The sequence below is a fragment of the Streptomyces sp. NPDC051243 genome, from assembly GCF_044455405.1.
In the GTDB taxonomy this organism is placed as follows: domain Bacteria; phylum Actinomycetota; class Actinomycetes; order Streptomycetales; family Streptomycetaceae; genus Streptomyces.
Genome location: NZ_JBITES010000011.1, coordinates 105239 through 119665 on the forward strand (window position 1 = coordinate 105239; position 14427 = coordinate 119665).

General features: G+C 68.9%; 8 protein-coding genes and 2 pseudogenes. 4 read left to right on the top strand and 6 right to left on the bottom strand.

Annotation, left to right across the window (positions count from 1 at the left end; translation table 11 throughout):
* Positions 1–393: 393 nt before the first annotated feature.
* Positions 394–603: pseudogene (locus ACIBAG_RS27670) on the top strand (transposase family protein); the annotation flags it as partial.
* A gap of 88 nt (positions 604–691) precedes the next feature.
* Here the strand turns inward: ACIBAG_RS27670 and ACIBAG_RS27675 are convergent.
* From ACIBAG_RS27675 to ACIBAG_RS27685, 3 genes are all read right to left on the bottom strand, one after another.
* Positions 692–1261: an SMI1/KNR4 family protein gene (locus ACIBAG_RS27675; RefSeq protein ID WP_399108512.1), complete on the bottom strand. Its 570-nt coding sequence runs from the start codon at positions 1259–1261 to the stop codon at positions 692–694.
* 549 nt (positions 1262–1810) lie between these two features.
* Positions 1811–3304 carry a hopanoid C-3 methylase HpnR gene (hpnR, locus tag ACIBAG_RS27680; RefSeq protein ID WP_399108514.1) on the bottom strand — a complete coding sequence of 498 codons (1494 nt, stop codon included), beginning with the start codon at positions 3302–3304 and terminating at the stop codon, positions 1811–1813.
* Positions 3305–3440: 136 nt separating this feature from the next.
* Positions 3441–4655: a Rieske 2Fe-2S domain-containing protein gene (locus tag ACIBAG_RS27685; RefSeq protein WP_399108516.1), complete on the bottom strand. Its 1215-nt coding sequence runs from the start codon at positions 4653–4655 to the stop codon at positions 3441–3443.
* A 326-nt stretch (positions 4656–4981) separates the two neighbouring features.
* On the opposite strand from ACIBAG_RS27685, the gene ACIBAG_RS27690 reads away from it, so the two are divergent.
* From ACIBAG_RS27690 to ACIBAG_RS27700, 3 genes are read left to right on the top strand one after another with little or no spacing between them, the layout of a single operon-like run.
* Positions 4982–6817, top strand: a complete 1836-nt coding sequence (locus ACIBAG_RS27690; protein ID WP_399108931.1) for a thiamine pyrophosphate-requiring protein — start codon at positions 4982–4984, stop codon at positions 6815–6817.
* Between the two features lie 59 nt (positions 6818–6876).
* The gene (locus tag ACIBAG_RS27695) at positions 6877–7956 is read left to right on the top strand and encodes an enolase C-terminal domain-like protein (RefSeq protein ID WP_399108933.1); all 1080 of its coding nucleotides are present in this window, start codon (positions 6877–6879) and stop codon (positions 7954–7956) included.
* Complete coding sequence (locus ACIBAG_RS27700; protein ID WP_399108518.1) at positions 7953–9746, top strand: glycoside hydrolase family 15 protein; 1794 nt, start codon at positions 7953–7955, stop codon at positions 9744–9746. The genes ACIBAG_RS27695 and ACIBAG_RS27700 overlap by 4 nt, the downstream gene beginning before the upstream one ends.
* Here the strand turns inward: ACIBAG_RS27700 and ACIBAG_RS27705 are convergent.
* The 3 genes and pseudogenes from ACIBAG_RS27705 to ACIBAG_RS27715 form a co-directional block, all read right to left on the bottom strand.
* On the bottom strand, positions 9727–10008 hold the full coding sequence (locus tag ACIBAG_RS27705; RefSeq protein WP_399108934.1) for a TrkA C-terminal domain-containing protein: 282 nt from the start codon (positions 10006–10008) through the stop codon (positions 9727–9729). The two genes, ACIBAG_RS27700 and ACIBAG_RS27705, sit on opposite strands and share 20 nt — an antisense overlap.
* Before the next feature lie 78 nt (positions 10009–10086).
* A pseudogene (locus ACIBAG_RS27710) lies at positions 10087–11191 on the bottom strand (cation:proton antiporter); the annotation flags it as partial.
* A gap of 97 nt (positions 11192–11288) precedes the next feature.
* On the bottom strand, positions 11289–14357 hold the full coding sequence (locus tag ACIBAG_RS27715; RefSeq protein WP_399108520.1) for an FAD-binding and (Fe-S)-binding domain-containing protein: 3069 nt from the start codon (positions 14355–14357) through the stop codon (positions 11289–11291).
* Between the last annotated feature and the right edge of the window lie 70 nt (positions 14358–14427).

Genomic DNA, 14427 nt, shown 5'->3' on the forward strand with positions numbered 1-14427 from the left:
GGTTCGTTTCCCGCCCCCCCCCCCCCCACCCCCCCCCCCCCCCCCCCGCCCCCCCCCCCCCCCCCCCCCCCCCCCCCCCCCCACCCCACCCCCCGGGGGGGCCCCCCCCCCCCCCCCGCTTTTCGTTGTGTCCGTACGGAACAGCTTCAAGCCGACCACCCCCGTTATCGCACCGGAGATCAACAACGTCGAGCAGGCGGAGTTTTGTTTCCACAACGGGCGTTCCTCGTGTGAAGAACGTGTGCTGGAGGCCCGATCGGCTGGGTTAACAGCCCCTGCCGAATGGCACGCACACCGCTGGTGTCCGCGCGATTCGTCGGCATCCAGCGCGAATCCAGCAGGGTACAGATATGGGGGGATCACGACAGGTGACGAGAGGTCAGAGAATCCAGCTGGGTGACCACGCCGATCAGGCGACTGCGTCACCAGGACCTCAACCCGACCCAGCGGACAGTCAACCGGGCCCTGTCAGCGGCACGAGCACCAGTTGAACGAAGCGCCGCGAGACTGAAGTCCTGGCACGTCTTCCGCAAAGCCCGCGCCAGCCCCAACCGCATGACGGCCATCGCCGCGGCCGTTGTCACCATGGGTCGTCAACGCTGAAAATGCTTCTTCACGTTGCCTCTCCAGGGCGAGGACGGCATTGGCGATGACGGCCATCCAGTTGGGACTGACGAAATGGATCTTTGTTTCACGACCAGATGAGTCGCCCTTCGGCGACCTCACAGACTGGATATTCTCCATCGGCGATCTTCTTCAGCATCTCCGCCACGGAGTCGAAATACTGAGCCAACGATTCGTACTCGCCCGTGACCGCGGCCTCACCCACGAACCACCTGCCGACACGCTCGTCCCGCGCGTCGACGAACTTTCCCGTCCAGCCGTCCTGGTCCGACAGGAACGGGATCCACTCATTACGCCAGAACGGATTGTCCGGCTGGTTCGGAGGGTCGAATCCACCGGGCATGAAGTGGTTCGCGTAGAGCTTCTCCATCGCCCGGATGCCGAGAAAGAAGCTTCCCTCATCCGGGAACCCGGCGAAGCCGCAACATGCCACATCGTCGTCCACATCTTCCTCAGGAAGATCCAGATTGTTCTGCAGCAGCCACGCCCGCAGATCCTGAGGGAGGGAGATACCCATCCGTTCCTCAGCGGCCGCGAGCATCAGTTCCGTAGCGGGCCCAGGTAGATCCGCGTGATCGGCCGGGGCGTGCTGCCGAAGGAGATGCATCACGCGGGACCAGCTCTCCGCCACACTCATTCCCCTCTGCCCTCTCTACGCGGATACCCCCATACGACTGCGCCACTGCGGGGGTGCGGAGAGCCGACCGGAGAACCTTGCAGGGATGGTACTCCCAGCAGGCTTCGTGCCCCCGCCCAAGACCACCTTCCGGCCCGAAGTGCAGGACCGGCCGCTCAGCGATGTGACCGCCCGCCAACTCCTCACAAAACAAGGCCGCTGTGCCCCGCGGGCCGGCAGAGGGACCTCCATGGCGCCAGCGAGGACGACATCCGCCGTGGGGTCCTGCACGAGGAACAACGCCAGCCGCCTGGCGAGGCCGTCGAGTACACAGACCGAACCGCCCTGTTCCTGCGCTTTCTTGCCAAATTCCCCTCGGCCCCCCGGGATCAGCTGGCCAGAGCCCGCATCAGCCCCCACCTTGGCGGGCCGTCCGTCCTCGGCGATGCCGAGAGAGCCGACGGGGCACAGGCGTATCCGAACCGGACACCCTTCTGAATCATCAGCCTGGAGCTGCCCGTAGGCGATGGCGAAGCCAATCGATCGGTGGCTGCGGATACCTCAGATGGCCTATTCCGCCTGCCGTGCGTCACGTCGAGGAGCCGCGCGGGCATGGACGTACAGCTGGCGGCGGTCGCCCACGTCCAGGTGCTGCGGCAGCGGGAGTTCGTAGCGTACCGGGCGGCGGTGGTCGGCCAACTGCCGTGCCGGGTTGTAGACCCTGTTGAACTTCCACAGCATGCGAGCGAAGTTGGTCTGCCCGCGGGCGAGGTTGCCCCCCAGGACGCGCAGGGCGCCCATCGCGGTCCGCAGGCCCAGGTGCTTGCGGTTGATGACCGCCTGGGTCTGTACGAGTTCGCGGTAGAAGACGTCCAGGGGCAGGGTGGTGGGCACGACGGCGTGCTGGATGTCGAAGAGCCGGTAGTCGCGGGTGGTGAGCCGCCGGGACTCGGTGTGCCAGATCTCGGTTCCTGGGTAGGGCGTCATCACCGTCAGGTGCACGATCTCTGGTACCGCCAAGGCGAATTCCCGTACGACACGGAAGCGTTCTTCGTCCCACGCCGGGTCGACGATGAGGTTGATAGCCACGTTGATGCCGAGCCGGCGTGCAACTTCCAAGGCGCGGAAGTTGTCGTCGGGGCTGACGCGCTTGCGATACAGGTCCAGTCCCTCGGCATCGATGGCCTCCATACCGAGGAACATGTACTGAAGGCCCAGACGGGTCCAGCGCTGGAAGACCTCTTCGTTGCGCAGCAGGACGTCGCTGCGGGTCTCCAGGTAGTAGCGCTTGCGGATCCTGCGGCGTTCCACCTCGGCGGCGATGGCGTGCCCGTGCTCGGGCCGGATGAACGCGACGTCGTCGACGATGAACACGTTCGGCTCCCGGATGCCCGCCAGTTCCGCGCCGGCCGCCTCGGGGGACGCTTTGCGGTAGCTGCGGCCGTAGAAGGTCCAGGCGGAACAGAACGAACAGTCCCATGGGCAGCCCCGGGTGAACTCGATCGACGCGCACGGATCAAGTTCCCCGATGAAGTAGCGGCGCCGGTGGCGCATCAGGTCGCGCGCCGGGACAGGGCTGTCGATCCCGTGCAGCATCCGCGGCTCGGGGCCGCGCCCCGCCGGAGTGACGATCCCCGGCACATCCTGTACGCCGCCGTCCCGCAGAGCCGCCAGCAGCGGAGCCACGGCCGGTTCCCCCTCTCCTCGCACCACCGCGTCCACGGCTCCTTCTGCCTGTGCGAGGACGTCTTCCGCCACGAAGGACACGCTGTGCCCGCCGAAGAAGACGAAGCAGTCCGGGGCGGCACGCTTCGCCGCGTGGGCGAGGCCGATCGCCTCGGGGGTGTTGGCCAGATAGTTCAGGGACACGCCCAAGGCGTCGGGGCGGAACGAGGCGAACTCACGGGCGAGTTCTCTCGTGCCGGTCACCTGAAGGTCCACGATCCTCACCTCGTGGCCCGCGTCGCGCGCCGCGCCGGCCACCCGCTCCAGGCCCAGCGGCTCCAGACGCAGGAAGATCTCCGAGTACATCAGGGCGCTGGGGTGGACGAGGAGCAGACGCATGGTCACCTCGATGGGTGGCGGACGGGGACAGCGGCCGGTCGGCTGCTGTCACAGGGGTTCCACGCCGAGCGAGCAAGAACCACACGTCCGCCGAACGGCCCACCGCCGCCTACCCGCCGAACGACGTTCACCGCGTTCACCGGCCCGGCAGTTCGACGGCGGATCCCGGCTTGGCAGACGTGCCTGGTCCTCCGGGGTGGTGGCCGGGCTCCGACGCCGGATCATCGCCGGCGACCGAACCGCAGGTGGCAGCCCGCGAGCGCAGAGGGACACCGTTGGCGCGCAACACCTCCCGGACGTCCAGGATCAGGGGGAAGACCTCATGATTGCGGTCCTCGCCCTGCTCTTCCCACGCCCGTTGCTCGGCTTCGACGGCCATGCGGTCCTCGGCAAAGACGCGCTCGGTGAAGCGCCTGATGAGCGGCCAGGCCAGGTGAAGAGCGCCGGGGATCCTGGGCTTCTCGATCATGAGGAGGCCGTAGGCGTGACATGTACGCTGCTCGGCGTCCTCGGGCACGTACGCGGTCCACAGGCGGAAGGCCGGGCGTTCGGCGTTCTCCGGTACCAGGTCGAGTGTCTGGTACGGGTAGTCCGTACGGATGGTCATGACGTCGGCTGAGTCGCTGCCGCCGATGCCCTCGGCGGCCAGCAGGGAGGCGCCGCGGTTCCGCTTCCCCCCGGTATGGGTGAACAAGTACCGGGCCTCCACCGACCGTGGGCCCGTCCGGTATTCCAACAACTCGGGGTGGAGCCTGCCGACGACGCCCCGGTGCAGGAACTGATGGTTCATGTCGAGCAGGTTCTCGTGCATGAACGAGTAGTGACAGCGCACCGACCGGGAGAAGGTCATGGTCTTGTACTGCGCCGAGCCGAACGCCGGCAGGTCGGGCAGCGCGGTGACCGTCGCCTTTTCCGGGTCACCCGGGAAGACGAACACCAAGCCGTACGCCTCGCAGACGGGGTAGCCGCGCACGCCGCGCGGTGGCCGGCCGTCGCCCTTGGACAGATAGGGGATCTGTGAGATGCGGCCATCTCCGCGATAGGCCCACGCGTGATAGCAACAGCGGAGTGTCTCGCCTTCCACGACGCCCATGCTGAGCGGCACTTGCCGATGAGCGCACCGGTCCTCCAGCGCATGGACGGTGCCACTCTCCCCTCGGTACAGCGCGATGCGCTCGCCGGCGAACGAGGTCGCGAGCACCCGTCCTGTGCGCACGCTCCGGGACAACGCGACCGGGTACCAGAAATCCGGGTTCGCCCCGACGCGCCGAAGGTCGTTCATCGGGGCAGTCGGTTGGCGATACCTCGAGGCCGGACCGCTTCCGGACTCGTCGGAGTCGGTCTCGGTCATAGGTCTCCCTCGTACGTCGACAGCACCTCCATCCTGGCCCCGCCCGCCGTCCACGCCCTGCCCGGAGGGTCCGGACGGGTGAGCGGACCGTCAACCCTTCTCATGGGGCCGACGCGCCGGGCGGTGATGTTCACGGCCTCGGGCTGGTCGCTGACGGAGCCTTGCTGGGGGCCGCGGGTGTACCAAGAACCGCAGATGCGGCCTCTCAAGGTGCGGCGTTTCCATTCGACCTGCACGGTTACCCATGGAATGTCCTTCGCCACGGGCGCACGTGTATGCGTTCGTGCAGAAGTCTCAGGAGCAGAAACGGAGTACCCATGGCCAGCATGAAGGTGTCGGACTACATCCTCCAGCGGCTTCGGGACTGGGACGTGGACCATGTCTTCGCCTACGCCGGCGACGGCATCAACGGTCTGCTGGCCGCTTGGGGCCGGGCCGACAACAAGCCGAAGTTCGTGCAGGCACGGCACGAGGAGATGTCGGCGTTCCAGGCAGTGGGGTACGCGAAGTTCTCCGGCAAGGTGGGCGTGTGCGCGGCCACGTCCGGTCCGGGAGCGATTCACCTGCTCAACGGGCTCTATGACGCCAAGCTGGATCACGTTCCCGTGGTGGCACTGGTCGGGCAGACCAACCGCAGCGCGATGGGCGGCTCGTACCAGCAGGAAGTGGATCTGCAGAACCTGTACAAGGACGTCGCCTCGGAGTTTTGCGAGACGGCGATGGTGCCCGAGCAGTTGCCGAACCTGATCGACCGGGCGATGCGCACCGCGTACGCCAAGCACACCGTCACCGCGATCATCCTGCCCGCCGATGTGCAGGAGCTGGACTACAGTCCGCCCACCCACGCCTTCAAGATGGTGCCGTCCAGTCTGGGCCTGGGGCGCTATGCGCCGGTGCCGTCCGACGAGGACGTCCAGCGCGCGGCGGACGTGCTGAACGCCGGTGAGAAGGTCGCCGTCCTGATCGGTCAGGGCGCCCGCGGAGCGCGCGCCGAGGTCGAGCACCTCGCGGACGTGCTCGGTGCCGGAGTGGCCAAGGCTTTGCTCGGCAAGGACGTGGTGCCGGACGACCTGCCCTATGTGACCGGCGCGATCGGGCTCCTCGGCACCCGCCCCTCGTACGAGCTGATGCAGGAGTGCGACACCCTCCTGATGATCGGTTCCAGTTTCCCGTACACGCAGTTCATGCCGGAGCTGGACCAGGCGCGGGCGGTGCAGATCGACATCGACCCGCACATGATCGGCCTGCGCTACCCCTTCGAGGTGAACCTCGTCGGTGACGCCCGTGAGACGCTGCAGCGGCTGCTTCCGCGTCTACATCGCAAGGAAGACCGCGCCTGGCGGGGGAAGATCGAGAAGAACGTCTCCCGGTGGTGGGAGGTCATGCAGCGCCGAGCCGCCGTCAACGCCGACCCGATCAACCCGGAATACGTCGTGCACGCCCTCGACGGCAAACTGCCGGAGGACGCCATCGTCACCGCCGACTCCGGCTCCGCAGCCAACTGGTACGCCCGCCACCTGCGCTTCCGCGGCCGCATGCGCGGTTCGCTGTCCGGCACCCTGGCGACGATGGGGCCGGGCGTGCCGTACGCCATCGGTGCCAAGTTCGCCCACCCGGACCGGCCGGCGATCGCCTTGGTCGGTGACGGTGCGATGCAGATGAACGGCATGATGGAGATGGTCACCGCGGCCAAGTACTGGCGTGAGTGGTCCGATCCGCGACTGGTAGTGGCCGTGCTGAACAACCACGACCTCAACCAGGTCACCTGGGAGATGCGGGCCATGTCCGGCGCCCCGCAGTTCGAGGAGTCTCAGGCCATCCCGGACCTGCCGTACGCGGAGATCGCCCAGCGCATCGGCCTGGAGGGTGTGCGGGTCGAGAAGCCCAAGCAGGTAGAGGCCGCCTGGGAGCGTGCCCTTGCCGCCGACCGGCCGTTCGTCATCGACTTCCGCACCGATCCGGCCGTCCCGCCGATCCCACCGCACGCCTCACTGGATCAGATCGAGGCCGCGGCCTTGGCGGTCCTGCGCGGCGACAGCGACCGAGGCGCCATGGTGAAACAGGGATTCAAGGCCAAGGTGCAGGAATTCCTGCCCGGCAGTCGGCACCGCGGTGACCGGCCCGGCGCCGGAGAGCACGACAGCACTGAAGAGAACAAGTGACCCACAGTGACCCACGCGGCAGTGCCCCGGAGCTCCACGGCGGCTCCGCCGTGGAGCGCATGTCCGTCTCCGTGTACCGGATTCCCACCGATCTTCCCGGCGGTGACGCCACCTTGACCTGGGACTCCACGAACCTCGTCCTTGTGGAGCTCACCTCGGCGGGAGAGACGGGCATCGGCTTCACCTACGGGTCGGCCGCCACCGCCCAGGTCGTCGATGCCGAGCTGGCGGGCCTCGTCCTCGGCCACGATGTTTTCGACGTCCCCGCCGCCAACGACCGCATGAGCCGGGCTGTACGCAACACCGGAAAGCCCGGTATCGCGGCCGGAGCCGTCTCCGCCGTCGACACCGCGCTGTGGGACCTCAAGGCACGCCTCCTCGGCCTGCCCCTGGTGCGACTGCTGGGCTCGGCCCGCGACGAGGTCGCGGTGTACGGCAGCGGTGGCTTCACCACGTACGACGACACGCAACTCGAGGAGCAGTTGCAGGGGTGGAGCGACCTGGGCATCAACCGGGTAAAGATCAAGATCGGTGAGTCGTGGGGGCGTTACGAGGCCCGCGACCTGCACCGCACGCGGCTGGCCCGCCGGGCCATCGGCGACGGACCTGAGTTGTACGTCGACGCGAACGGCGGCTACACCCGCAAGCAGGCCGTGCGCATGGCCGCCGCCATGGCGGACCTCGGTGTCTCCTGGCTGGAGGAACCGGTCTCCTCCGACGACCTCGCCGGGCTGCGCGTGGTGCGTGAGGCGGTCAGCGCGGACGTGGCCGCCGGAGAGTACGGCTACGACCTGCCGTACTTCGCCCGGATGGCGGCCTCGGGAGCCGTCGACTGCCTGCAGGCCGACGTCACTCGCTGCGGTGGCATCACCGTGTGGCTGCGCGCCGCCGCCGTTGCCGAGGGCCTCGGTCTGCACGTCTCGTGCCACTGTGCCCCGCACCTGCACGCCCACGTCGCCGCGTCGGTGCCCAACACCCGCCACCTGGAGTGGTTCCACGACCATGTGCGCATCGAGAAGCTGCTGTTCCACGGCACGCTCGATCCCCAGGGCGGGACCATCAAGCCCGGCGTGTCCGGGGAACCGGGTCATGGCCTCACTCTGAACCGGAAGACCGCCGAGCCCTACCGCGTGACATGAGCGGCAGCACCATGACCGGCCCCACCGGTACGGCGCCATCGGGCAGCCCCTGGGTACTGCGCGACTACGCCCTGATCGCCGACGGAGAACGCGGTGCACTCGTCGACCCGCGCGGGCAGATCGCCTGGCTGTGCGCGCCGGCCTGGCACAGCGGCGCCGTCTTCTCCGGTCTCCTCGGCGGACCCGGCCGGTACCGCGTCTGCCCTTCCGACTCGTGGAACGTGTGGGGCGGCTACTACGAGGACGGCACACTGATCCGCGTCAGCCGGTGGGTCACCACGGACAGCATCGTCTCCTGCCGGGAGGCTCTGGCCGTCCCCGCCGACCGCGCGCGGGTCGTGCTGCTGCGGCAGATCCGTGCCGTACGTGGTGACGCCCGCGTCGATGTGGAACTCGACGTGCGCGGCGACTACGGGCTCCAGCCCATGTCCGGCGTCGGTCGAGACGGTGGCCTGTGGCGGGCACGCACCGGTCCCCTCCACGTGCGGTTCACCGGTGCCGAACAGGCCCAGCCCGGCAGGGACGGCGCCCTGCGGGCCCAGCTGCGGCTGCCCGAGGGCAGCCGCCGCGACCTCGTGCTGGAGATCGCCACGGCACCACAGGAGGCTCCCCTGCAGCCTCAGGTGTTGTGGGAGGCCACCGAGCGCTGGTGGGCAACTGCTGTTCCCGACTGCGACGACACTGCGGCACCCCGCGACACCCGAATGGCCTACGCCGTGCTGAACGGGATGACCAGCAGGACCGGCGGCATGGTCGCCGCGGCCACGACGTCGTTGCCCGAGCGTGCCGGCACGGACCGCGACTACGACTACCGCTACGCCTGGGTGCGCGACCAGTGCTACGCCTGCATCGCGGTCGCTACGCACGGCCCCCACTCGCTGCTCAACCGCGCAGTGCGCTTCGTCTCCGAGCGGATCCTCGAAGACGGCACTCACTTGCGTCCCGCCTACACCCTGACCGGCGAGCCGCTGCCCCCGGAGAGTTCCCTGCCGCTCGTCGGCTATCCGGGAGGCAGTGACCGAACCGGCAACCGCGCGGGCCACCAGTTCCAGCTCGACGTCTTCGGAGAAGCACTCCAGTTGTACGCGGCGGCCGCCCGCCTTGGCGGCCTGGACGCCCAGGCCGCCAAGGCCGCCGACATCGCCGCCGAGGCCGTCGCGGAATTCTGGGCGGCGCCGGATGCCGGACTGTGGGAGCTGGACCGCCGCTGGTGGACGCACTCCCGTCTGTGCTGCGTCGTGGGCCTGCGCGACCTGGCACGGGAGACGCATGTCCCGGCAGCCCGCGAGTGGTCCCGTCTGGCGGACCGGATCCTGGATGCCACCCGGTCGCGCTGCCTGCACCCCGACGGTCACTGGCAGCGCGCCGCCGACGACTCGGGCCCCGAGGCGGCACTCCTGCTTCCCCTCGCCCGCGGCGCTGTGCCATCCGGCGATCACAGCCTCGCGCTCACCCGCGCCGAGGTCGTGCGCCACCTGACCGATGATGGCTACGTATACCGCTTCCGGCACGGGGACAGACCGCTCGGCGAGGAGGAAGGTGCGTTCCTGCTGTGTGGCTTCATGATGGCGCTGGCCGCCCACGCACAGGGCCAGGGCACCGAGGCGGTGCGGTGGTTCGAACGCACCCGCTCGACGTGCGGGCCACCGGGTCTGTACGCCGAGGAGTTCGACGTCGCGCAGCGCCAGCTGCGCGGAAATCTGCCGCAGGGGTTCGTCCACGCCCTGCTGCTGGAGTGCTCGGCACGCTTGGGCAGCGCCGAGGGCGCCGTCAGCCCTGCCGGGCGGTGAACAGTCCGGCGCACCGCTCGTCGTCGTCACCGGTGAGCAGCAGCACCTCGTCTCCCTCCCGCAGCCGTGTGGACCCGCGCACCGGAACGAGCCGCCCCTCACGTACGACCAGGCTGATCCACGTCTCCTCACCGATGTCGAGTTCGTCGACACTGCTTCCGTCAGCCACGGACCCTTCCTCGACCACATGACGGACGACGCCTTCCGGGCGGTCCCGCAGGCGCACACCCAACGCCCAGGGTTCCAGCTCCACGGCCCGCATCGGCACATGGCACAGCCGGGCCACCGTGGGCAGCAGCGCCCCCTGGACGACGACGGAGAAAACGACGACGACGAACACCACGTCGTACAGGCGATCGGCATCCGGCACGCCGGCGCTGACGATGTAGCTGCCGAGGAGTACCGGGACGGCCCCTTTGAGCCCGGTGAAGGCGAGGAACACCCGTTCCCCCGCACGCAGGCGCATTCGCCACAGCACCACGGCCATGACTACCGGGCGCACGACGAACGCGAGCAGCGCGGCCAGGAGCAGACCGTCCGTCCACGCCCCCTCCGCCGTGAAGGTCCACAGCGGCACCGTCAGCCCCAGCACGGCGAAGGCGATGATCTCCCCCAGGCTGCCCAGAGCGGCGTGAAAGCGTTCGATCTCCCTTTTGTACGGGGCACGGGCGTCCCCCAGCAGGACACCGGCCACGAAGACGGCGAGGAAACCGGACCCGTGCGCGACCGTCGTCAGTCCGTAGACGACGAACGCTCCGGCGAGCGTGCGCAGCGGATACAGGCCCTCGTCTGGCAGGGGTACCTTGCGCATGAAGACCTTCAGCGCCCAGCCGCCCGCCACACCCATCACCGCCGATCGCCATTTCCTGTACGAAGACCAGCGCCGTATGCCCGGCGGTGTCGAGGGCCGAGCCTGCTGACGTGCCCAACAGGCCCGCCATCAGGGCGATCCCCACAGGGTCGTTCACACCCGACTCTCCGGGCAAGAGGACGCCGGTCCGGCCGGTGATCTTCCGACGGCCGAGCACGGAGAAGACGACGGCCGGGTCGGTGGGCGCCAGGGCCGTGCCCAGCAGCAGAGCGGGACGCCAGTCCAGCCCGAGCAGAAAATGGGCCGCGCCGGCGACCAGGCCGGCCGTGGCAAGGGTCCCCACCACACCGATCGACAGGATCGCCCGGGCCTCCGGTCTGAAACGCCGCCAGCCGATCTCCATTCCGCCCTGGAACAGCAGGACCACCAGGGCGATGGTCACGACATCCTGCACCGTCGACATCGACAGCTTCCGCAGCTCGGGCACCAGGTCCACCGCGACCGCGGCCGCCACCAGGAAGAAGGCCGGGGCAGGGATACGGGTGCGTTCGCTCAGCCGGTTGGACACCACCGCGACGACGCCCGCGAGCGCCACGACCAGTACGGCCAGTCCGAACGACCAGGTGCCCTCCACCTACCAGATCCTTTCCGTCAGCGGCTTGGCCATGGCACGAGCGCCGGGGCAGTCCGCGTCTCATCCAGTAGGTGCGTTCGGTGGTGGCGGGCGCGGATCACCGGTGGCGCAGGCCCGTTCGTTGCAGGCGGCCGGAGCGCCACGCGTGGACCAGTGCGGCGGCCAGTGCCGTGGTGGCCGCACCCGCAGCGGCAAGTGGCAACAGGCTGCGCCGTCCTGAGGGCCCGGGACGCTCGGGCTCGGCGTCGCGCCCACGCAGTGCCGCCGCCAGCACCTCTGCCAGGTGCAACGGGGTGCGCCCCGTACCTGCCTGCTCGACCTGCGTACGGCAGCTGAATCCGTCTGCCAGGATCAGCGTGGCTTCGTCCGCCTTCCGCACTGCGGGCAGCAGCCCCGCCTCGGCGCAGGCCATGGACACCTCGTAGTGGCCCTTCTCGAAACCGAAGTTGCCCGCCAGTCCGCAGCAGCCCTCATCCAGCACGTCGGCGTGCACCCCTGCCCTTTCGAGGATCTTCCGGTCCGCGTCGAAGCCCATGACGGCGTACTGGTGGCAGTGCCGTTGGACCACCGCCCGCGCGTCTACAGCCGGCGGCTCCCAGTCGTCCGCGCGTTCGACCAGCAATTCGGCAAGAGTGCGCGTCTGATTCCGCAGCCGGTCCACATCGGGGTCCTTGGGCAGCAGCTCGGCTGCGTCCGCGCGGAAGACGGCTGTGCAACTCGGTTCGAGGCCCACCACGGGTGTGCCTCGGCGCAGATCCTCGCGTAGCACGTCGATCGTGTGGCTCAGGACCCGCTTGGCGATGCCCAGTTGACCGGTGGAGATCCAGGTCAGCGCGCAGCACACCGCCGCGTCGGGCACCTTGACCCGGAAGCCCGCCGCCTCCAGGACCTCCACGGCGGCCTTGCCGATCGCGGGGTGGAAGTGGTCGGTGAAGGTGTCGGGCCACAGCACGACCTCGCCACGGTGTCCGTCACCGTGTGGTCCACCTCGCCTGCGCCACCAGTCGGTGAAGCGCTGCTCGGCGAAGAGGGGCACGTCCCGCTCGGGCGCGATGCCGCCGAGCACCTTGGTCACCCGGGCGACCCACGGCGCCGAGGCCAGCGCGTTGACGGTGCGCGGTGCCAAAGCGGCCACCCGGGCCACTGCAGGCAGCCAGCCCATCGAATAGTGCGCCAGGGGCCGCAGTCGGCCCTTGTAGTGGTGATGCAGGAACTCCGCCTTGTAGGTGGCCATGTCGACGTTGACCGGGCAGTCCGTCTTGCAGCCCTTGCAGGCCAGGCACAGATCGAGGGCGTCGCGCACCTCGGGGGAACGCCAGCTCGCGTCAACGGGCGAGTCGTTACGCACCATTTCGAACAGCAGCCGGGCCCGGCCCCTGGTGGAGTGCTCCTCCTCGCGGGTGGCACGGTAGCTGGGGCACATCAACCCGCCTTCCAGGGAGCGGCACTTCCCCACGCCGACGCATCGGGCGGCGGCCCGGCTGAACTTGCCGTCGTCGTGGGGGAAGGAGAAGACGGTCTTCGGCTCCCAGGGCAGATAGTCAGCGCCGAGCCGCAGCTTCTCGTCGAGGCGGTACGGCAGGACGACCTTCCCCGGGTTCATACGGTTGCCCGGATCGAACAGTCCCTTGAGCCGTTCGAACGCCTCGATCAGTTCCGGTCCGAACATCCTCTCCAGCAGCTCGCCCCGTGATTGACCGTCCCCGTGCTCGCCCGACAGCGATCCGCCGTAGGACACCACCAGATCGGCGGCCTGCTCGACGAAGGCCCGCATACGTGCGACGCCCTCCTCGGACTCCAGGTCGAAGGGGATACGGGTGTGGACACAGCCGTGACCGAAGTGCCCGTACACCGAGGGACTTCCGTAGTCGAACTCCTCGTACAGGCGCTTCAGATCCCGCAGATAGTCACCAAGGCGGCCGACGGGCACTGCGGCGTCCTCCCAGCCTTCCCAGGTGTCGGGCTGCCCGGGGACATGGGCTGTCGCACCCAGACCGGACTCGCGCACCTGCCACAGGTCGCGTACGTGCTCGGGGTCGTCGTACCAGGTGTGGTCGACGTCGTCCGGCTTCGCTTGGATCAGGGCCTTCGCCCGACCCTCGACCTCCTCACGCGTGTCCCCCGCGAATTGCACGAACAGATACGCCCGCCCTCCGGGCAGAATCCGCAGCGCCTCCGGGTTGAGATGCTTCTCCTGCTGGAAGTGGATCAGTTGGTGGTCCACGCCTTCCAGCGCCGCCGGCGCGTGCTCCAGGACAGCCGGCACATGGTCGGCGGCCTCGCAGATGTCCCGGTAACCGAGGACGACCAGGGCGGTATGCGGGCGCACGGGCACCAGCTCCAGCTCTGCCCTCAGGACGGTGACCAGCGTGGACTCCGAGCCGGTCAGCAGCCCGGCGACATCGAAGCCCTGCTCCGGCAGGAGAGAGTCGAGGTTGTAGCCGGAGACCCGGCGCGGGATGTCCGGAAAGCGCTCACGGACCAGGCCGGCGTACCGGTCCCGCAGCGCCGCCATCCCGCGGTACAGCTCCGCCTCCCGCCCCTCGCCGGACATCCGCCGCTGCAGCGCGGCGTCATCGGTCCGCCCGACCCACATACGGGTTCCGTCGTAGGTGAGGACCTCGAGACGGTGCAGGTTGTCGACGACCTTCCCGTATGCCTGAGCCGTCGAACCGCACGAGTTGTTGCCGATCATCCCGCCGAGAGTGCAGTTCGGGTGGGTGGCCGGCCTCGGCCCGTACTGCAGACCGTATGCGGCCAGCTGCCGGTTCAGGTCGTCCAGCACGATGCCCGGTTCGACCACGCACCGCCGGTTGTCGGCGTCCACCGAGAGCAGCTGGTTGCAGTACTTGCTCCAGTCCAGCACCACGGCGGTGTTACAACACTCCCCCGCAAGGCTCGTGCCGCCGCCGCGGGAGAGCAGGGGCGCACCGTACTCCCGGCACACCGCCACCGCTTCCTCGGCGGCCTCGACGGTGCGCGGAATCACCACGCCGATGGGCACCTGCCGGTAGTTGGATCCGTCCGTCGAGTACGCCGCGCGCGTCCCGGTGTCGAAGCGGACCTCGCCGTCGACCCGGTCGAGTAGATCCCGCTCGAGGGCAACGACGTCGACCTCCTCCGACGACCGACGGACGACGGGCAACGGGAGGTCCACGTGGCTCATGCGAAGCCTTCCTCTGTCGGCACGGTCGGCACGGGGGTGTGTCCCCTCCTGGCCGGGCGGAGCGGCCCCG